The organism is Citrobacter sp. Cs237, from assembly GCF_030332325.1.
GTDB lineage: Bacteria > Pseudomonadota > Gammaproteobacteria > Enterobacterales > Enterobacteriaceae > Citrobacter_A > Citrobacter_A sedlakii.
Map to the genome: position 1 here is coordinate 243,270 of NZ_JAOWIB010000103.1, position 18,777 is coordinate 262,046.

Below are 18,777 nucleotides of genomic sequence, written 5' to 3' on the forward strand. Positions count from 1 at the left end.
AGAAGTGAGGAAGCAGAACATGACCAGAGCAGGCAAAATTACCGCCGCTGTAACAGGGACTTTCTTGTTGTTGATCGTCGTGCTCATCGTCCTGATCGCGACATTTGACTGGAACCGACTCAAACCGACCATCAACCAGAAAGTCTCTGCGGAACTGAACCGTCCGTTCGCCATTCGCGGCGATTTAGGCGTGGTGTGGGAGCGTCAGAAACAGGAAACCGGCTGGCGAAGCTGGGTGCCGTGGCCGCACATCCACGCCGAGGATATTATCCTTGGCAACCCGCCGGATATCCCCGAAGTGACGATGGTGCATTTGCCTCGTGTTGAAGCGACGATTGCCCCGCTGGCATTGCTCACGAAAACCGTGTGGCTACCGTGGATCAAGCTGGTGAAGCCCGACGCGCGGCTGATTCGTCTGACGGAGAAAAACAATAACTGGACGTTTGATCTCGCCGGGGATGAACAAAAAGATCCCAACGCGAAGCCGTCTTCCTGGTCTTTCCGCCTCGACAACATCCTTTTCGATCAGGGGCGGATCGCCATTGATGACAACGTCAGCAAGGCGGATATTGAGATCCTTGTCGATCCGCTGGGTAAGCCGCTGCCGTTTAGCGAAGTGACGGGAAGCAAAGGTAAAAATGAAAACGCCAACGTTGAGGATTACGTTTTCGGCCTGAAGGCGAAAGGGCGTTATAACGGCGAACCGCTCAGCGGGACGGGGAAAATCGGCGGTATGCTGGCGCTGCGTAGTGCTGATGCGCCATTCCCGGTGCAGGCTGATTTTCGTTCCGGAAATACCCGCGTGGCGTTTGTCGGAGTGGTGAACGACCCGATGAAAATGGGCGGCGTCGATTTACAGCTTACGTTTTCCGGCGATTCGCTGGCGGAACTGTATGACCTGACCGGCGTCCTCTTGCCGGATACGCCGCCGTTTGAAACCGATGGCAGGCTGGTGGCGAAAATCGACAGCGAAAAATCCTCGGTCTATGACTACCGCGGCTTCAACGGACAGATTGGCGACAGCGACATTCACGGCTCGCTCACCTATACCACCGGTAAACCGCGTCCGAAGCTGGAAGGAGATCTGGAGTCTCGCCAACTGCGTCTGGCGGATTTAGGCCCGCTGATTGGCGTCGATTCCGGCAAAGGAGCCGAACAGACCCGGCGTTCAGAACAGAAAAAGGGTGAAAAAAGCGTCCAGCCTGCGGACAAAGTGCTGCCCTATGACCGTTTTGAAACCGATAAGTGGGACGTCATGGACGCCGACGTGCGCTTCAAAGGACGGCGCATTGAGCACGGTAGCAGCCTGCCGATTAGCGATCTCTCTACCCATATCATCCTGAAAAACGCCGATCTGCGTCTGCAGCCGCTGAAGTTTGGCCTGGCAGGCGGCAGCATCAACGCCAACATCCATCTGGAAGGTGATAAAAAGCCTATGCACGGACGGGCGGATATTCAGGCGCGCCGTCTGAAACTGAAAGAGCTGATGCCGGATGTTGAACTGATGCAGAAGACGCTGGGCGAGATGAACGGTGACGCCGAGTTTCGCGGCACCGGGAACTCCGTAGCGGCGCTGCTTGGCAACAGCAATGGCAACCTGAAACTGCTGATGAACGACGGTTTAATCAGCCGCAACCTGATGGAGATCGTCGGGCTGAACGTCGGTAACTACATTGTCGGGCAGATTTTTGGCGACGATGAGGTACGGGTGAACTGCGCGGCAGCCAATCTGGATATCGTTAACGGCGTGGCGCGCCCGCAGATTTTCGCTTTTGATACCGAGAATGCGCTGATCAACATTACCGGAACGGCGAGCTTCGCGTCTGAGCAACTCGATTTAACCATTGATCCGGAAAGTAAAGGGATCCGCATTATTACTCTGCGCTCGCCGCTGTACGTGCGCGGCACCTTCAAAAATCCGCAGGCCGGGGTGAAGGCGGGGCCGCTGATCGCGCGTGGGGCCGTCGCCGCTGCGCTGGCGACTTTGGTCACCCCAGCCGCTGCGCTGTTAGCGCTGATTTCGCCCTCTGAAGGCGAGGCGAATCAGTGCCGAACGATTTTGACCCAGATGAAGAAATAATGTCCTTCGCCGCGTTGCCCGGCGGCGCTATGCTTGCCGGGCTGTCGGGAAGGCACACAGGATGACCGGATAAGCGTCAGCGCCATCCGGCCAACGACTCACAGCGACTGATGACGCGTCTCGTGCGTTAACAGCAGCGCAATCAGCGTCAGCGCGGCCATTGATGCCAGATAAAGACCCACGGCGGCCAGCCCATAGTTTGACTGCAACCATGCGGCGATATACGGCGCCACCGACGCGCCAAGAATCGACGACACGTTATAGGAGAACGACGCGCCGGTGTAGCGTACTTCCGTGGGGAACAGCTCCGGCAGCAGCGCACCCATCGGGCCAAAGGTCAGCCCCATCAGGCTCAGCCCCAACAGCAGAAAAGCAAACACCAGCACCGGGTTTCCGGAACCGAGCAACGGTTTAAACGCGAACAGGGCAAAGAGGATGATCAGGCTGGTAATAATCACCATGCTCTTACGACGACCAAACGCATCCGCGAGCAGACCTGCAATGGGGACCATTACGCCGAAACCAATGACCGCCATCATCAGCATCCACAGCACCTCATTACGCGGCATGCCCAGCCCAACGGGAGCGGCTGCGGTACTGTAGGTCATTGAATAAACAGTCATAATATAAAACAGCGTGTAGGTCGCCAGCATGATAAAGGTGCCGAGGATTGTCACGCGCACATGTTTAGTCAACAGCGTGCCGAGCGGGATCTTGACCTGTTTTTTCGCTGCGGCGACTTTGGCGAAGACCGGTGTTTCATGCAGCGACACGCGAACGTACAGGCCGATGATCACCAGCACTGCCGAGAAGATAAACGGTACGCGCCAGCCCCAGGTCATAAACTGCTCGTCGGTCAGCAGCCAGGAGAGCAGCAGGAAAGTGCCGTTGGCAAAGAAGAAGCCAATCGGCGCGCCCAACTGCGGAAACGAACCGTACAACGCGCGCTTGCGCGGCGGCGCGTTTTCGGTGGCCAGCAGCGCTGCGCCGCCCCATTCGCCGCCGAGTCCCAGACCCTGACCAAAACGCGCCAGCGCCAGCAGCAGCGGCGCGAAGATACCAATGGTGGCATAGCCTGGCAGCAGGCCGATGATAACCGTTGAAATCCCCATGGTTAGCAGCGACGCCACCAGTGTCACTTTACGCCCCACCCGATCGCCAAAATGACCAAACAGCGCGGAGCCGATGGGACGCGCGACAAAGGCGATGGCGAAGGTGGCGAGCGACTGCAGCGTGGCGGCTGTCGGGTCGCCCTGCGGGAAGAAGATATGTGGGAATACAATCACCGCGGCGGTGGCGTAAATGTAGAAGTCGAAGAACTCAATGGCGGTGCCAATGAGTGAGGCGACGACGACTTTATTACGCGAGTTGACCGGCGTGTGTTCCTGTTCATTGTCGAGTGTGGTGGCTGTTGCTTGCATACAATTTTCTTATTTTTTGGCGAACGAAAGGCCATATTACGCACAGCAAAAGCGACATTTCAATCTGTAACAACGTAGTGGAATGGCTAAAAAATGGGCAAAAAGCGGATAATTTTTACGCCTGAGATTTCACGTCCATGAAATGCTTCACATAATTGTAAACTTAGTGGATGAAACTGGTTTTCGGTTAAATAAAAGTTACGGCCTGGATTTATATGCTGAATCAATGAGTGCTGGCGGAAGTCCATGCCTGGTCGGCCTTAGCTGGCCGGATGAGCGAGTCGCTATCCGGCACGTCGATACCGCCTCTAGCGGTGGCTTTTGCCCGGCATACGCGGGTCGTCTTTGTATTCGGCGGTGGCGATCCACGCGGCGCAAAACAGCGTCAGGCGGGCGAAAAAGTAAAAGAACGCCATCAGCCCCAGCACCGAGCCAAATGCGGCGCCGGACGGCGATTTCACCAGCGCGGGCAGGGTATAGGTCATGATGATTTTGATCACCTCAAAGCCAATCGCCGCAATAAACGTTCCGCGAATTAGCGCTTTTTTGCGCGGACGATGGCGCGGCAGACGCCAGAAAATCCAGAAGAACAACAGGTAGTTGGCGAAGATAGAGATCGTCAGGCCAATCAGACGCCAGGCCGGTTTCAGCCATTCAATGTTGTCCAGATACAGCGCCGAAATAATCATTTGTTGCGCCGAACCCGCAACCGAAGTTATCGACAACGTAATAATCAGCGCGACCAACAGCCCGATCAGCGAGATAAAATCGCGCAGGTACTTTATCCAGATTTTTTCCTGATCCTGCGGCGTGCGTTCCCACACGTCACGCGACTGCGCGCGTATCGCCTCACGCAGGTTACCCATCCAGTTCACCCCCGAATAGAGCGCCACCGCCAGACCCACCAGGCCAACGGTGGTACGCTGCTGCACCGCGGTATTGATGGTGCTTTTCAGCGTGGCGGCCAGCGTCGGGTCGCTGACGTTCATCAGGATCTTATTAAAGATATCCTGCAACAGCGTGGGATGGGAGACGAGGATAAAACCGGCGGCGGCAAACGACACCATCAGAAGCGGAATCATCGACAGAAACGAGAAGTAGGTGATGGCCGCGCCAAACTGATTGCCCAGGCGGTCGTTAAAGCGCTCAGTCGCGCGGATCAGATGCGCAATCATCGGAATGCGCTGGATCTGTTCCACCGTGGTGGTCAACTTTTTCAGCGTCGGGTTGCTGCTTTCCTGCTTCGGGGTCTCAATGGCTTCAGTCGTGTCGACCTTTGGGATCGGCTGGTGTTCAAGTTCCTGAGTGGGGCGTTTTACGTCGTTATCCTGCGTCATCAGGTCGGTCGTCCTTCTTTTGTTCATGTCTGCACAGAGTATAGCTTCTCAGTCCACGTAGTCCCGCATAACGCCGGATAACCATTCCATAAACAAATGGACCCGCCGCGAAAGATTCCGCCGATGGGGATAAAGTAGCGACACCGGCATCGGCGCGGCGCGGTACTGGGGCAGGATTTCGATCAGGCTGCCGCTGCGTAATGCCTCCCTCACGCCGACCCGCGGCACCTGTATGATGCCCAGACCCGCCAGACAGGCGGCGTGATAGGTTTCGGTGCTGTTTACCGTCAGCGTGCCGCCGGTTTTTATCCAGTGTGTGCCGCCGGCGCTGGCGATCTCAAAGCCGGGCGGGCGCGTCCCGAGATTCAGCGAATAATGCACCACGGCATGTGAGGCGAGATCGTCGGCGCTTTCCGGGTAACCAAAACGCTCCAGATACTGCGGACTGGCGCAGTTGATCACCGTCAGCTTACCGAGAGGACGAGCGATCAAACCGGAATCCTTAAGCGTGCCGAAACGCACCACGCAGTCAAACCCCTCGCGGACCAGATCCACCAGCCGATCGCTGCTGCTCAGCTCCAGCTCAATGCCGGGATACTGCTGTAAAAAGGCGGGCAGGCGCGGGATCACCAGATTTCTGGCGACGCCTACCGGCATATCGATCCGCAGCTTGCCGCTGATGCTGGTCGGGTCGTGTTGAAACAACCCGTCCAGCTCATCGAGGTTACTCAGCACATCTTTTGCCCGCTCGTAGTAGACCATGCCGTCCTGGGTCAGTTGAACCCGACGCGTGGTGCGGTGCAGCAACTGGGTGCCGAGATGGTTTTCCAGTGCCTGGATCTGGCGCGATACGCTACCTTTAGGTAGGCCCAGGGTATCGGCGGCACGCGAAAAGCTTTCCAGCTCCGCGACGCGAAGGAATAACTGCATTGCATGAATTTTATCCATTCGATTGACCTATTGTTGTTCTGGATGAAACAGTCATGCGCAATTCGCGACATTTATTGTTTTTCTATCACCTAATAAGCTTTGTCTCAATCTTCACAAGCGCAGAAATGAGGTTTCTTATGACGCAACGTATCGCATTGGTGACTGGCGCAAGCCGTGGACTGGGTAAAAACGCCGCGCTTAAGCTGGCGGCCAAAGGAACGGATATCCTCATTACCTACAATAGCCAGCAGCAGGCGGCGCTGGATGTTGTCGCCGAAATTGAAGGAAAAGGCAGAAAAGCGGCGGCAATTCAGCTAAACGTCGCCGATACATCCGGCTTTTCCGACTTTGCGCAAACAGTAAAAGAACAGCTTCAACAACACTGGCATCGCGAGACATTTGATTATTTAGTGAACAATGCCGGTATTGGGGTGTATGCGCCCTATGTCGACACGACCGAAGCGATGTTTGACGAACTGATGCGCATTCATTTTAAAGGCCCCTTTTTCCTGACTCAGCATCTGTTGCCGCTGCTGAAAAATGGCGGACGCATTCTCAATGTGTCAACCGGGCTGGCGCGTTTTGCCCTGCCGGGTTACGCGGCCTACGCTGCGATGAAAGGGGCAATGGAAGTCCTGACGCGCTATCAGGCGAAAGAACTTGGCGAACGGGGCATTTCCGTTAATGTTATCGCGCCCGGCGCAATTGAAACGGATTTCGGCGGCGGTCGTGTGCGGGACAATCAGGCGCTGAACGCGTGGATCGCGTCGCAAACGACGCTTGGCCGCGCAGGGCTACCCGATGACATCGGTGACGCTATTGCCGCGTTGCTCAGTGACGATCTGGCCTGGATGACCGCACAGCGTATTGAGGTGTCAGGCGGTATGTTTTTATAACCGCGGTTCAGCGGGCGAAAGTCCGCTGAATTAACCTAAAATGCGAATTTTTATTATGTTACATATTGCGGGTTTTTCACTTCTTTCCCTTTCTGCGCGCTTTCGATAATATTTTGATAAATAATATTATAAATCATTACCTCACCACGAATTTATAAGGATATCCTTAATTTAGCGTCGGTGTTTTCGTCAAATGTGTAATTTATGGGGCTGAGCTGTAACTATTCGTCTTTTTTTCTTCTCTCCGTGCGTGATATCGGTAGAATGGCCCCCGCCAAAAGGCGAATTCTTATTTTACCCCCCGGGTAATACCCTTTCACTCCTTAATGCGATTTTGGAAAACGGTGGAGAGAGAGTAATGAACATCATCATGTTTGACAGGCAGTCAATATTTATTCATGGAATGAAAATCAGTTTAGAACAGCGAATTCCAGGAGTAAGTATTCAGGGCGTCAGTCAGGCGGATGAACTCTGGCAAACGCTGGAAAACACCCCGGACGCCCTGCTGATGCTGGACGGCGACCTTGACGGCGAGTTCTGCCGTTGGTTATTACAGACTCTGGTCCAGCGGTTTCCGCAGGTGAGGACCTTGATTTCGGTGACAGATTGCAGCAAAAAGTGGCTTCAGGAAATGGTGCAATATAACGTGCTGGCGATTGTGCCGCGTGATTCTGTCGCCGAAAAATTCGCCCTTGCCTTAAATAGCGTCGCGATGGGAATGTTATTTTTACCCAGTGAACTGTTAACAACTCCATCACCTGAATATCGCGATATAAACGCATTAAGTAGCCGACAGCGAGAAATTTTAACAATGCTTGCGGCGGGCGAATCAAATAAAGAAATTGGCCGCGCGTTAAATATCAGTACCGGAACGGTTAAAGCGCATCTTGAAACGCTTTATCGCCGCCTCGACGTGAAAAATCGTACGCAGGCGGCCATGCTGTTGTTTCAGCCATAAGGCAATCGCTTTTTATTTCGTGGCCAGAGATGTGCTGGTCGCGAAATAGTCCCGCTTCAGTAGACCGAACAGCCAGTCATTTTGCCAGCGCTGTTCGAGCCAGTAGCTTTCCCGCAGCGTGCCTTCCAGTACAAATCCTGTTTTTTCCAGCAAGCGCCGCGAGGCCTGGTTTCCTTCTGTGACGCAGGCTGTCAGGCGGCGTAAGCCGCCCGTTGTGAAGGCGTAGTCGCAGACTGCGCGCAGGGACTCCATGCCATACCCTTTCCTCTGCGCCTCCGCTGCCAGCAGGAACCCCACTTCCGCGCTTCCTTCATCATGCTGAATATACCCCGTCACGCCCAGCGGCGTCTGCGTCGCCGTGTCGCACACCACAAGGCACAGCCAGTGCGCTGCGCCAGGCTGCCATGCCGGCAGGCGGGCGTCAAAGGCGTCACGGATCTGTTTTTCGCTGCGCGCGTCAGCAACGTAACGCATCACCGACGGGTGTCGCTGGAGCGCGAGAAAAAAGGGCCAGTCGTGGGAGACGATGGGGCGACAGGTCAGGCGGTCGGTCGTTAACACGGGCACGGGCACACTCCTGAAAATTTCTCGATGTTCACACAGCGGTCACTGTATTAATGATTAAACATGTTATATCTATAAAAAGTAATAATTAAAACAATGCACTAAAGCAAAATTTATTTCCCGGTGGGGTGGACTTTCTGGTGAAGGAAGAGAATGACGATTAGCGTTTTACAGACCACACGCACGACGTTTGAACACTGCCTGGGAATCATCCGCCAGGCTTCCGTTGAAATCCTGCTGTTGTTGGGGGTACATGCTTCTGAAGGCAAAGATCCGCGCTGGTTTCTTGAACAACTGGATCAGGCCCGACTGAATCTGGGGGGCTGGAGCGCGGTCGCCCGGCGGCTGCATCTTAACGATGCGCAACTGAGCCAGTTGACGCTGCAACTTCGCCACCTTCAGCAGTGCGTGCCGCAATACGACAGTGGACAAGAGGTCAACGAGAATCAGCTTATTGCCGCCCTGCGGGTAGTGAATGCCCTTGAACGACTGCGCCAGCATCAGCCGTTGCTGAATTACAAGACAGACATAGAGCAAACCGATGCAAGCCAGCAGATGCGCGCCGAGCGCCAGCTGCGCGCGATTGAACTGACGTTAATCGCCCTGATTGCGCAAATGTGGCCGGACAAGAGTCAGCTCAACAACTATCTCAGACAGAGCTTTGGCGCCGATAAGCTCAGACGCTGGATTAAGCAGGGTGAAAAGCAGGATCCGCTGAGCGGAATGCGCTTTAGCGAACTGGCGCTAATGGTGGTCGATAAGAAAACCTTTAGCCGCCATTATGCCGGGATCTTTAACGATGCATCCGTGTTGACGCTGTTTGTAGAACCGCGCCTCACACTACGCATGTTTCTTGATGACTGCCGGCAGGCGCGTAACAGCGTACTGGCCGGCGTTCCCTTATCATCGGCGCAACTAACGCTACTGGCCTGCCAGTTTCAGCATATTGTCCGCCCCGTACAGCGGGCTTACGAACAGGGACGAGGGCGGGTAAACCCGACGGCGTTCATGATCGTGGAAGAAGGAAAACTGGCGCAATACTGGGACGATGCGCGGCATAAAGACCATCAGGCAGGCGGTGACGCGCAGGAGATCGGCGAATCCATTGATCCACCGCGCAAGCGGCCGCAGCGCACGGCGGAAGAACGCGAGCAGCTGATTTCCGGCGTGCTGTGGGGCGCCGTCGGCGTGATGGTCTTCGCCATGCTCGGCGGCGGCGCGTGGCTGGTCAGCTCCCAGCCGCCAGCGCCAGCCCCAAGCGTGGCTATCGTGCAGAGCGAACCCAAGCGTGAAATGCCCTCTGCACGGGAGACGGTCAGCCAGATGGGCATCACCTGGGATGCGTTTTCACTTCGGGCGGCCATCGATCGTAACGATGTGCGGGTCACCAGCCTTTTTTTACAAGGCGGAATGAACTGGCAGATTACCTGGACGGAGACGGCATTTGCCCGCGGACACGACGACGTTTTACAGCTGCTGCTGCGCTATCCCTCCCAGATGGATGAAAACAAGCCCTGTCGACGGTTCATCAACACGCTGGGTCACGCCATGTCAGGCGGCGCGACGATGACCAGTGAACACAAAGCCTACCTGCAACGATTTTGCACCGTGCCTGCGGTGGTGAAGCGCCAGCAGTATGATATGGAGCAGGCGGAACGGCGCTTGCGCGCCGACCCCAGCGCGGATAATAAAAAGTGGCACAGGATCCAACGCGCCATTTATGACGCCATCAGGTAATGCGGTAGGCCGGAGAAGGCGCTTCGCGCCGCCATCCGGCACTCGCTTTAAGGTTCGCCGTACAAGCCAATCAGCCGACGCACCACGCCGTTCGTCCAGCCGAAGCCGTCCTGCAACGGATATTCACCACCGCCCCCTTCACGCGGGGTGCCGCCAGCGATGTGATACTTCTCGATCAGCTTGTGGTGCTGTTGATAAAAAAGATTCACCGTTTGCAACCAGCTATGCGCTATCTCATCGCCAAGCGCGTCGTCGCCGTACATTTTGAAGCCCTGAATCGCCATCCACTGGAGCGGCGCCCAACCGTTGGGTTTATCCCACTGCTCGCCGGTTTCATACTCGGTGGCGAGGATCCCGCCAGGCGTCAGCAGGCGGTTACGTACCGCGTCGCCGAGGCGATCGGCCTGTTCGTGCGTCGCCATGCCGACATACAGCGGCACGATGCTGGCGGCGGAGAACAGCGCCATCTCTCCGCGTCGCCAGTCATAGTCGCGATAGCAGCCGTTTTCTTCATCCCACAGATAGCGGTTTACTGCCGCCCGTCGGTCGCTGGCCTTCTGGCGAAATTCCGCTTCCACCTCGCGTTCTCCTTTCAGCGCCGAAATATTGGCGATAGCGCTTTCCAGCTTAAACAGGAAGGCGTTGAGATCGATCGGGATAAACTGCGTTGTGCGAATGCTCGCCAGACGCGTGGCGTCACGCAGCCAGCGGGAAGAGTAGTCCCAGCCGGAGGCCGCGCCTGCACGCAGGTCGCGATAGACCTCATTTGGCGGACGCCCGGAGTGCTTGGCGGTTTCCACATCTTCCAGCCACGACTCGTCGCGCGGCGTGTCACGATCGTCCCAGTAACGGTTGAGCAGCGAGCCGTCCGGCATGCGAACCACGTGACGATAGGCCTGGTTAAGCACCAGCGACTCCGCCCCGTCCATCCAGAAGGCGTACTCCATTTTCAAATGATCGAGATAACGCCGCGCGCCGCGTACGCCATCTTCTTCGAACAATTCGACCATCAGGGCGAAGACCGGCGGCTGCGAGCGGCTCAGATAATAGGTGCGGTTACCGTTAGGAATGTGACCGTATTTCTCGATCATCCACGCAAAATTATCCGCCATGCATTTCAGCAGATCTTCCCGGCCGCTTTCCGCCAGGCCCAGCATGGTGAAGTAGGAATCCCAGTAGTAGGTTTCACTAAATCGGCCGCCTGGGACGATATAAGACTGCGGCAGCGCCAGCAGCGAGGACCACGGGATATGATCCTGCGGTTCGCGGGTAAGCACCGGCCACAGACGGTCAATGTGTTCTTTAAGCGTATTTTCAGGGTCTGAGACATATTGGCTGTCGTACACTTCCGGCAACCAGAAGTGGTTTTCGACAAACTGTCGCAAATCGAAATCCCGATGACGTCTGACTTTACGGTAGCGGATCAGAATATCGAGCGGATCCATTTTCGGCGCGCAGTCCGGGAACGTTTTGCTGTCGGGAAACAGCTTTACGGACTGCACATGCTCAAACAGTTCAAGATAACGATCGGCTGGCGTCAGGGCGTCAGAGGCGGGGAGCCCCTCAATCATCTCAGGTTCCGGTTCTGCCTCGATCATCTCATCCAGCTTTAACTCGCACGGATCCGTTTCGTACATCAGATCGACATCGATCGTGAGTTCCTCTGACGGGACGTGTTGTAGGTTCTGGTTGATCATAATGAGAAGGACCTCCGGATTGCGTCGTAAATGATACGGGTGTTGCCCGGCTGTTTTTTAAGCGTAGACATTCGCTTCGGTCTGTGCGGTGCAAAGTGTGCGGTCGATCACGTTTCGATATTTCCTCTTTTATCATATAAATAATTTATCTGTTTGAAAGACAGCGCTATTCTGAAAAATGATGTTGTGTCGACCGTCGCTATTTTCGGAACATTCGATTGCAACGAAGTATAAATAGCAAAAAATAAAAAACCCGTTAAATAATAGGGATAAGCTATCTCAACGATAGTTACCGCCCATGTTATTGCTTGATACTTATCAATCCCCGCTTCAGCGTCTTTTTTATTATGACTGGGTCTTTACAAGACACGTCATTTTATCTTTCTGGGACCCACTAACTCACTACCGTGAGGGTAAAATAATGAAAATCATTACCCGTCTTACCGCGATAGCCATCGCTGGCATCGTTCTATGTTATTTCGGCTTATCCGCTTACGTCTGGTACCACGAAAAGCAGCGTAGCCAGACCGCATCCGTTCAGGCCTCTGCGCTGAAGGAAAATAACCAGGTGTTGGGGTTTTTAAGAGAGAAGGGATGCGATTATTGCCATACTCCCTCCGCTGAACTTCCTTTTTATTCTTCTTTCCCCATCGCCAGGCAACTGATGAATTACGATATTCAGCTTGGCTACAAATCTTTCAATCTGGAGGCCGTTCGCGCCGCGCTGGTGGCCAACGAGCCTGTTTCCCAGAGCGATCTGAATAAAATCGAGTGGGTGATGCAATACGAAACCATGCCACCGACGCGCTATACCGCGCTGCACTGGGCGGGGAAGGTGAGCGACGAGGAACGGAAGACGATTCTGGACTGGATCGCGAAGCAGCGTGAGCAGTATTACGCCAGCCATGACACCGCCGCGCAGCATCGCAATGAGCCGGTGCAGCCGATTCCAAAAGTCTTACCGACCGATGCGCAAAAAGTGGCGCTGGGCTTCACGTTGTATCACGATCCGCGTTTATCCGGCGATAGCACGATTTCCTGCGCCCATTGCCATGCGCTGAACGCGGGCGGAGTGGATGGTCGTAAAACGTCGATCGGCGTGGGCGGCGCGGTAGGGCCAATCAATGCGCCGACGGTGTTTAACTCCGTCTTTAACGTTGAGCAGTTCTGGGACGGACGCGCGCCAACGTTACAGGCGCAGGCCGGTGGACCGCCGCTGAACCCGATCGAGATGGCCTCGAAATCCTGGGATGAGATCATCAGTAAGCTCGACAAGGATCCTGTGCTGAAGCAGCAGTTCCTGGCGGTTTACCCGCAGGGTTTCAGCGGAGAGACGATCACCGACGCGATTGCCGAATTCGAGAAAACGCTGATCACCCCAGACTCCGCGTTTGATAAGTGGCTGCGCGGCGACGAAAACGCGCTGACGGCACAGCAGAAGCACGGTTATCAGCTGTTCAAGGATAACAAGTGCGCGACCTGTCATGGCGGCGTGATTCTCGGCGGTCGGTCGTTTGAGCCGTTGGGTTTAAAGCGGGACTTTAACTTTGGTGAAATGACCGCAGCGGATATTGGGCGTATGAACGTTACCAACGAGTTGCGCGATAAACTGCGCCAGAAGGTGCCGGGTCTGCGTAATGTTGCGCTAACCGCGCCCTATTTCCACCGGGGCGATGTGCCGACCCTGGACGGCGCGGTGAAGCTGATGCTGCGTTACCAGGTCGGGAAAGAGATCCCGCAGGAAGATATCGATGATATCGTCGCCTTCCTCGAAAGCCAGACCGGGGTGTATACGCCGTATATGCAGGGCAAGTGATAAAAATCAGGCCGGGTAACGTGAAACCGCTATCCGGCCTTGATCATATTTAACGCATCGTCACAAATTCTTCCGCGGCGGTTGGGTGGATCGCTACGGTGTTGTCGAAGTCTTTCTTGGTGGCGCCCATTTTCAGCGCAACCGCGAAGCCCTGCAGCATTTCATCCATGCCGAAGCCAATACCGTGAATACCGACAATCTTCTCTTCCTGACCGACGCATACCAGCTTCATGCGGCACGGCTGGCGGTGAGAGGTAACGGCGGTATACATGGCGGTAAACGATGATTTGTAGACTTTCACCTGGTCATCGCCGTACTGCTCGCGCGCCTGCGGCTCGGTTAAGCCAACGGTGCCAATCGGTGGATGACTGAAGACCACGGTTGGGATGTTGCTGTAGTCCAGATGCTCGTCCGGCTTGTTGTTAAACAGGCGTTCAGAAAGACGACGACCCGCCGCCACCGCGACCGGCGTCAGTTCGACCGCGCCGGTGTTGTCGCCTACCGCGTAAATCCCTTCCACGTTCGTGTTCTGGTATTTATCAACGATGATGTAGCCTTTTTCATTCGTTTTCACGCCCGTTGCCGCCAGATTAAAATCATCTGTCGCCGGTTCGCGGCCAATCGCCCAGATCAGACAGTCAACCGTTTCGCGGCGACCGTCTTGCAGTTCCAGCGTCAGGCTGCCGTCGGCGTTTTTTACCACCGCTTTCGGAATGGCCTGGGTGTGCAGCGTCGGGCCTTCAGCGTTCATCACCTCGACCAGCGTCTCGGTGATCATCGGGTCAAAGCTGCGCAACGGCGCGTGTTTACGAACAAACAGGTGCGTTTGCGCTCCCAGTCCATTGATCACGCCCGCCAGCTCGACGGCGATATAGCCTGCGCCAACTACCGCCACGCGTTCCGGCAGCGCGGGAAGTTCAAAGAAACCGTCAGAGTCGATGCCGTATTCCACGCCCGGAATATCCGGATGGCTTGGGCGGCCGCCCGTGGCGATCAGAATATGGTCGGCGGTCAGGGTTTCGCCGTTAACTTCGATGGTTTTTGCATCGACAAAGCGGGCAAAACCCTTGATCACATCAACATTATTTTTACCCAGCACGTTATCGTACGAGGTGTGAATACGGTCAATATAGGCGGTACGGCTGGCAATCAGCGTGTCCCAATTGAAATTATTGATGGTGGTATCAAAACCGTAGTCCGGGCCGTACAGATGGATCGCTTCGCGAATCTGCGCAGCATGCCACATCACTTTTTTCGGCACGCAGCCGACGTTGACGCAGGTGCCGCCCAGCTCTTTGGCTTCAATCAGCGCACACTTCTGGCCGTACATCGCTGCACGGTTAATCGAGGCGATACCGCCGCTGCCACCGCCGATAGCGATGTAGTCATAATGTTTGCTCATAGGTCTTATCCTTCCGTTCAGATTGCCGCGATTGTATACCTGAAATCAATTGGTTCCACCAATGGCTGCGATTACTCCGGCACGATCCAGTTCACCGATGTATGTCCGGTTCCGGCGGGAACCAGTTTGCTGTGCAGCCATGGCAGCACGTTGTTCATTTGCGCTTCCAGCTTCCACGGCGGGTTGATCACAATCATTCCGGAGGCGGTCATGCCGCGCTGGTCGCTGTCCGGGCGCACGGCCAGTTCAATTTGCAGGATCCTTCGGATGCCAGTGGCTTCCAGGTCGTGGATCATGCGTTTGACTTGCTGGCGGAGCACCACCGGATACCACAGGGCGTAAGTGCCGGTGGCGAACCGTTTATAGCCTTCGCTGATGCCGCTGACCACGGCCTGGTAGTCACTTTTAATTTCATAAGGCGGATCAATAAGAATCAGGCCGCGGCGGGAAGCCGGAGGCAGCTTAGACTTCAACTGCTGATAGCCGTCGGCGCGCGCCACACGGGCGCGGCTGTCTTTCTGAAATTCGCCGCGCAGCAGCGGAAAATCGCTCGGGTGCAGCTCGGTCAACTGTAGGCTGTCCTGCTCGCGCAGCAACTGACGGGCGATCAACGGCGAGCCCGGGTAATAACGCAACTGACCGCTGCGGTTGAAGTGGCTCACTACGTTAATGTACGGCTCCAGCTCGGCGGGCAGGTCGTCCTGCTGCCAGATGCGGGCGATGCCTTCCAGGTATTCCCCGGTGCGCTCGGCATGTTCACTGCTCAGCTGATAGCGACCTGCCCCGGCATGGGTGTCCAGATAAAGAAACGGTTTTTCCTTCTCTTTCAGCGATTCAATGATCAGGCTCTGAACGGTGTGTTTAAGGACGTCGGCGTGGTTGCCTGCGTGGTAGCTATGGCGATAACTGAGCATGGATGAAAGTATTCCAGATAATAAACGTAGACCCAAAAGCTGCGCGCCATCGGGCAAAAATAGAGCGTATCGCCACAGTATACAGAAAAGTTCCCCCTGCCGCGAAAGCGCAACGCCCGGTATTGAAATCCTCTACACTTATCCCCATTGTACAGGGATATTGCACAGCGCCGGATGCGCGCTTCATACACTTCTTTCAAACAGGACAGCGTTTATGACTAATCCTTTACTGACGCCCTTCGAGCTACCGCCGTTTTCCCAGATTCAGCCTGAGCATGTTGTTCCCGCCGTCACCAAAGCGCTGAACGACTGCCGTGAAAATGTGGAACGTGTGGTCGCGCAGGGCGCGCCGTACACCTGGGAAAATCTGTGTCAGCCGCTTGCCGAAGTTGATGATGTGCTGGGTCGCATTTTTTCGCCGGTCAGCCACCTGAACTCGGTGAAAAACAGCCCGGAACTGCGCGAAGCCTACGAGCAAACGCTGCCGCTGCTGTCTGAATACAGCACCTGGGTAGGGCAACATGAAGGACTGTACAAAGCGTACCGCGACCTGCGCGACGGCGATCATTACGCCACTCTGAACACCGCGCAGAAAAAAGCGGTAGATAACGCCCTGCGTGATTTCGAGCTGTCCGGCATCGGCTTGCCGAAAGATAAACAACAACGCTACGGTGAAATCGCCACCCGTCTGTCCGAACTGGGCAACCAGTACAGCAACAATGTCCTCGACGCCACCATGGGCTGGACGAAGCTAATTACCGATGAAGCGGAGCTGGCGGGTATGCCGGAAAGCGCGCTGGCGGCGGCGAAAGCCCAGGCCGAAGCGAAAGAACAGGACGGTTACCTGCTGACGCTGGATATTCCGAGCTATTTGCCGGTGATGACCTACTGCGACAACCAGACGCTGCGTGAAGAGATGTACCGCGCCTACAGCACCCGCGCTTCTGATCAGGGGCCAAACGCCGGAAAGTGGGACAACAGCCCGGTGATGGCGGAAATCCTCGCCCTGCGTCACGAACTGGCACAACTGCTTGGCTTTGACAGCTACGCGGATAAATCTCTCGCCACTAAAATGGCAGAAAACCCACAGCAGGTGCTCGACTTCCTGACGGATCTGGCGAAACGCGCCCGTCCACAGGGCGAAAAAGAGCTGGCGCAACTGCGTGCCTTTGCCAAAGCGGAGTTTGGCGTTGATGAACTGCAGCCGTGGGACATCGCGTACTACAGCGAGAAGCAAAAACAGCATCTGTACAGCATCAGCGACGAGCAACTGCGTCCTTACTTCCCGGAAAACAAAGCCGTTAATGGCCTGTTTGAAGTGGTGAAACGCATTTACGGCATCACCGCCAAAGAGCGCAACGACGTGGACACCTGGCATCCGGACGTGCGTTTCTTCGAGCTGTATGATGAGAAAAACGTGCTGCGCGGCAGCTTCTACCTCGACCTGTACGCCCGCGAAAACAAACGCGGCGGGGCGTGGATGGACGACTGCGTCGGCCAGATGCGTAAAGCGGATGGTTCCCTGCAAAAACCGGTCGCCTATCTGACCTGTAACTTCAACCGTCCGGTGAATGGCAAACCTGCGCTGTTTACCCACGATGAAGTGATTACCCTGTTCCATGAGTTCGGTCACGGCCTGCATCACATGCTGACCCGTATTGAAACTGCCGGAGTTTCGGGGATTAGCGGCGTACCGTGGGATGCGGTCGAGCTGCCAAGCCAGTTTATGGAAAACTGGTGCTGGGAGCCGGACGCGCTGGCGTTCATCTCCGGTCACTTTGAGACCGGCGAGCCGCTGCCGAAAGCACTGCTGGATAAAATGCTGGCGGCGAAGAATTATCAGGCGGCGCTGTTCATCCTGCGCCAGCTGGAGTTCGGCCTGTTCGACTTCCGCCTGCATGCGGAATTTGACCCGCAGCAGGGGGCAAAGATCCTTGAAACGCTGGCAGAGATCAAAAAGCAGGTGGCCGTGGTGCCATCACCGCACTGGGGCCGCTTCCCGCACGCGTTTAGCCACATCTTCGCCGGCGGGTATGCGGCGGGGTATTACAGCTACCTGTGGGCAGACGTGCTGGCGGCAGATGCCTACTCCCGCTTTGAAGAAGAGGGGATTTTCAACCGCGAAACCGGACAGTCGTTCCTTGATAACATCCTGACCCGTGGCGGTTCTGAAGAGCCGATGGAACTGTTCAAACGCTTCCGTGGCCGCGAGCCGCAGCTGGACGCAATGCTGGAACATTACGGGATAAAAGGCTAATCCCGACGTGAAAATCTGCTTAGTTAATGAAACAGGCGCCGGAGACGGCGCCTTATCTGTTCTGGCGTCCCGCTGGGGACTGGAGCACGATGAAGACAACCTGATGGCGCTGGTGATGACTGCCGCGCATCTGGAACTGCGTAAGCGCGACGAACCCAAACTGGGCGGTATCTTCGTTGATTTTGTTGGCGGGGCGATGGCGCATCGGCGTAAGTTTGGCGGCGGTCGCGGCGAAGCGGTAGCGAAAGCGGTCGGCATTAAAGGCGACTATCTGCCCGACGTTGTTGACGCCACGGCGGGGTTAGGACGCGATGCGTTTGTGCTGGCCTCGGTGGGCTGCCGCGTGCGGATGCTGGAGCGTAACCCGGTGGTGGCGGCCTTACTCGACGATGGCCTGACACGCGCCTATGCCGATCCGGAGATTGGCGGCTGGTTACAGGAACGCTTACAGTTGATCCACGCGTCCAGCCTGTCGGCGCTGACGGACATCACGCCGCGTCCGCAAGTGGTCTATCTCGACCCGATGTTTCCTCATAAGCAGAAAAGCGCACTGGTGAAAAAAGAGATGCGGGTGTTTCAGTCGCTGGTGGGGCCGGATTTAGACGCCGACGGTCTGCTGGAACCGGCGCGCCAGCTCGCCACGAAACGTGTGGTGGTCAAGCGCCCGGATTATGCGCCGCCTCTGGCGAATATCGCCACGCCCAACGCGGTGGTGACCAAAGGGCATCGGTTTGATATTTATCCCGGGACGCCGTTGGACGCGTGACG

General features: G+C 55.9%; 14 protein-coding genes. 7 read left to right on the forward strand and 7 right to left on the reverse strand.

The window, feature by feature from the left end:
* Positions 1-19: 19 nt before the first annotated feature.
* Complete coding sequence (locus tag OGY07_RS11635; protein ID WP_042286733.1) at positions 20-2,080, forward strand: AsmA family protein; 2,061 nt, start codon at positions 20-22, stop codon at positions 2,078-2,080.
* A gap of 98 nt (positions 2,081-2,178) precedes the next feature.
* On the opposite strand, the gene OGY07_RS11640 is transcribed toward OGY07_RS11635, so the two are convergent.
* The 3 genes from OGY07_RS11640 to OGY07_RS11650 all read right to left on the reverse strand — a co-directional run bounded on the left by OGY07_RS11640 (position 2,179) and on the right by OGY07_RS11650 (position 5,786).
* Positions 2,179-3,501, reverse strand: coding sequence for an MFS transporter (locus OGY07_RS11640; protein ID WP_042286730.1), 1,323 nt, complete (start codon positions 3,499-3,501; stop codon positions 2,179-2,181).
* Between the two features lie 308 nt (positions 3,502-3,809).
* Positions 3,810-4,838, reverse strand: a complete 1,029-nt coding sequence (gene yhjD / locus OGY07_RS11645) for an inner membrane protein YhjD (RefSeq protein WP_042286727.1) — start codon at positions 4,836-4,838, stop codon at positions 3,810-3,812.
* 48 nt (positions 4,839-4,886) lie between these two features.
* A complete protein-coding gene (locus OGY07_RS11650) occupies positions 4,887-5,786 on the reverse strand; it encodes a LysR family transcriptional regulator (protein WP_286600686.1) in 900 nt (299 codons plus the stop codon).
* 119 nt (positions 5,787-5,905) lie between these two features.
* Here OGY07_RS11650 and OGY07_RS11655 point away from each other — a divergent pair, with 119 nt between their 5' ends.
* Positions 5,906-6,664, forward strand: coding sequence for an SDR family NAD(P)-dependent oxidoreductase (locus OGY07_RS11655; protein WP_286600688.1), 759 nt, complete (start codon positions 5,906-5,908; stop codon positions 6,662-6,664).
* A gap of 358 nt (positions 6,665-7,022) precedes the next feature.
* Positions 7,023-7,622 (forward strand): response regulator transcription factor, encoded by a 600-nt coding sequence (locus tag OGY07_RS11660; RefSeq protein ID WP_042286718.1) that lies wholly within the window; start codon positions 7,023-7,025, stop codon positions 7,620-7,622.
* 12 nt (positions 7,623-7,634) lie between these two features.
* Here OGY07_RS11660 and OGY07_RS11665 read toward each other — a convergent pair whose 3' ends face one another.
* Entirely contained in the window at positions 7,635-8,189 is a 555-nt protein-coding gene (locus OGY07_RS11665) for a GNAT family N-acetyltransferase (RefSeq protein WP_286600691.1), read from the reverse strand.
* A 150-nt stretch (positions 8,190-8,339) separates the two neighbouring features.
* Here OGY07_RS11665 and OGY07_RS11670 point away from each other — a divergent pair, with 150 nt between their 5' ends.
* A complete protein-coding gene (locus OGY07_RS11670) occupies positions 8,340-9,923 on the forward strand; it encodes an STY4199 family HEPN domain-containing protein (protein ID WP_286600693.1) in 1,584 nt (527 codons plus the stop codon).
* 47 nt (positions 9,924-9,970) lie between these two features.
* Here the strand turns inward: OGY07_RS11670 and OGY07_RS11675 are convergent, their stop codons facing one another.
* On the reverse strand, positions 9,971-11,620 hold the full coding sequence (locus OGY07_RS11675; protein WP_042286711.1) for an alpha,alpha-trehalase: 1,650 nt from the start codon (positions 11,618-11,620) through the stop codon (positions 9,971-9,973).
* 421 nt (positions 11,621-12,041) lie between these two features.
* Between OGY07_RS11675 and OGY07_RS11680 the strand changes: the two genes are divergently transcribed.
* Complete coding sequence (locus tag OGY07_RS11680; RefSeq protein ID WP_042286708.1) at positions 12,042-13,436, forward strand: cytochrome-c peroxidase; 1,395 nt, start codon at positions 12,042-12,044, stop codon at positions 13,434-13,436.
* 49 nt (positions 13,437-13,485) lie between these two features.
* On the opposite strand, the gene gorA is transcribed toward OGY07_RS11680, so the two are convergent.
* Together gorA and OGY07_RS11690 are read right to left on the reverse strand one after the other, a co-directional pair.
* Positions 13,486-14,838, reverse strand: a complete 1,353-nt coding sequence (gorA, locus tag OGY07_RS11685; RefSeq protein WP_042286705.1) for a glutathione-disulfide reductase — start codon at positions 14,836-14,838, stop codon at positions 13,486-13,488.
* Between the two features lie 71 nt (positions 14,839-14,909).
* The gene (locus OGY07_RS11690) at positions 14,910-15,752 is read right to left on the reverse strand and encodes a 23S rRNA (adenine(2030)-N(6))-methyltransferase RlmJ (RefSeq protein WP_042286702.1); all 843 of its coding nucleotides are present in this window, start codon (positions 15,750-15,752) and stop codon (positions 14,910-14,912) included.
* A gap of 214 nt (positions 15,753-15,966) precedes the next feature.
* Here OGY07_RS11690 and prlC point away from each other — a divergent pair, with 214 nt between their 5' ends.
* Both prlC and rsmJ read left to right on the forward strand, forming a co-directional pair.
* The gene (gene prlC / locus OGY07_RS11695) at positions 15,967-18,009 is read left to right on the forward strand and encodes an oligopeptidase A (protein WP_042286700.1); all 2,043 of its coding nucleotides are present in this window, start codon (positions 15,967-15,969) and stop codon (positions 18,007-18,009) included.
* A 7-nt stretch (positions 18,010-18,016) separates the two neighbouring features.
* Positions 18,017-18,775 carry a 16S rRNA (guanine(1516)-N(2))-methyltransferase RsmJ gene (rsmJ, locus tag OGY07_RS11700; RefSeq protein ID WP_205612588.1) on the forward strand — a complete coding sequence of 253 codons (759 nt, stop codon included), beginning with the start codon at positions 18,017-18,019 and terminating at the stop codon, positions 18,773-18,775.
* Positions 18,776-18,777 lie beyond the last annotated feature (2 nt).

Coding starts and splice junctions, on each gene's coding strand:
- OGY07_RS11690 (WP_042286702.1), bottom strand. CDS start 15,752: ATGCTCAGTTATCGCCATAGCTACCACGCAGGCAACCACGCCGACGTC.
- yhjD (WP_042286727.1), bottom strand. CDS start 4,838: ATGACGCAGGATAACGACGTAAAACGCCCCACTCAGGAACTTGAACAC.
- OGY07_RS11650 (WP_286600686.1), bottom strand. CDS start 5,786: ATGGATAAAATTCATGCAATGCAGTTATTCCTTCGCGTCGCGGAGCTG.
- OGY07_RS11655 (WP_286600688.1), top strand. CDS start 5,906: ATGACGCAACGTATCGCATTGGTGACTGGCGCAAGCCGTGGACTGGGT.
- gorA (WP_042286705.1), bottom strand. CDS start 14,838: ATGAGCAAACATTATGACTACATCGCTATCGGCGGTGGCAGCGGCGGT.
- OGY07_RS11670 (WP_286600693.1), top strand. CDS start 8,340: ATGACGATTAGCGTTTTACAGACCACACGCACGACGTTTGAACACTGC.
- OGY07_RS11635 (WP_042286733.1), top strand. CDS start 20: ATGACCAGAGCAGGCAAAATTACCGCCGCTGTAACAGGGACTTTCTTG.
- OGY07_RS11680 (WP_042286708.1), top strand. CDS start 12,042: ATGAAAATCATTACCCGTCTTACCGCGATAGCCATCGCTGGCATCGTT.
- prlC (WP_042286700.1), top strand. CDS start 15,967: ATGACTAATCCTTTACTGACGCCCTTCGAGCTACCGCCGTTTTCCCAG.
- OGY07_RS11675 (WP_042286711.1), bottom strand. CDS start 11,620: ATGATCAACCAGAACCTACAACACGTCCCGTCAGAGGAACTCACGATC.
- OGY07_RS11660 (WP_042286718.1), top strand. CDS start 7,023: ATGAACATCATCATGTTTGACAGGCAGTCAATATTTATTCATGGAATG.
- OGY07_RS11640 (WP_042286730.1), bottom strand. CDS start 3,501: ATGCAAGCAACAGCCACCACACTCGACAATGAACAGGAACACACGCCG.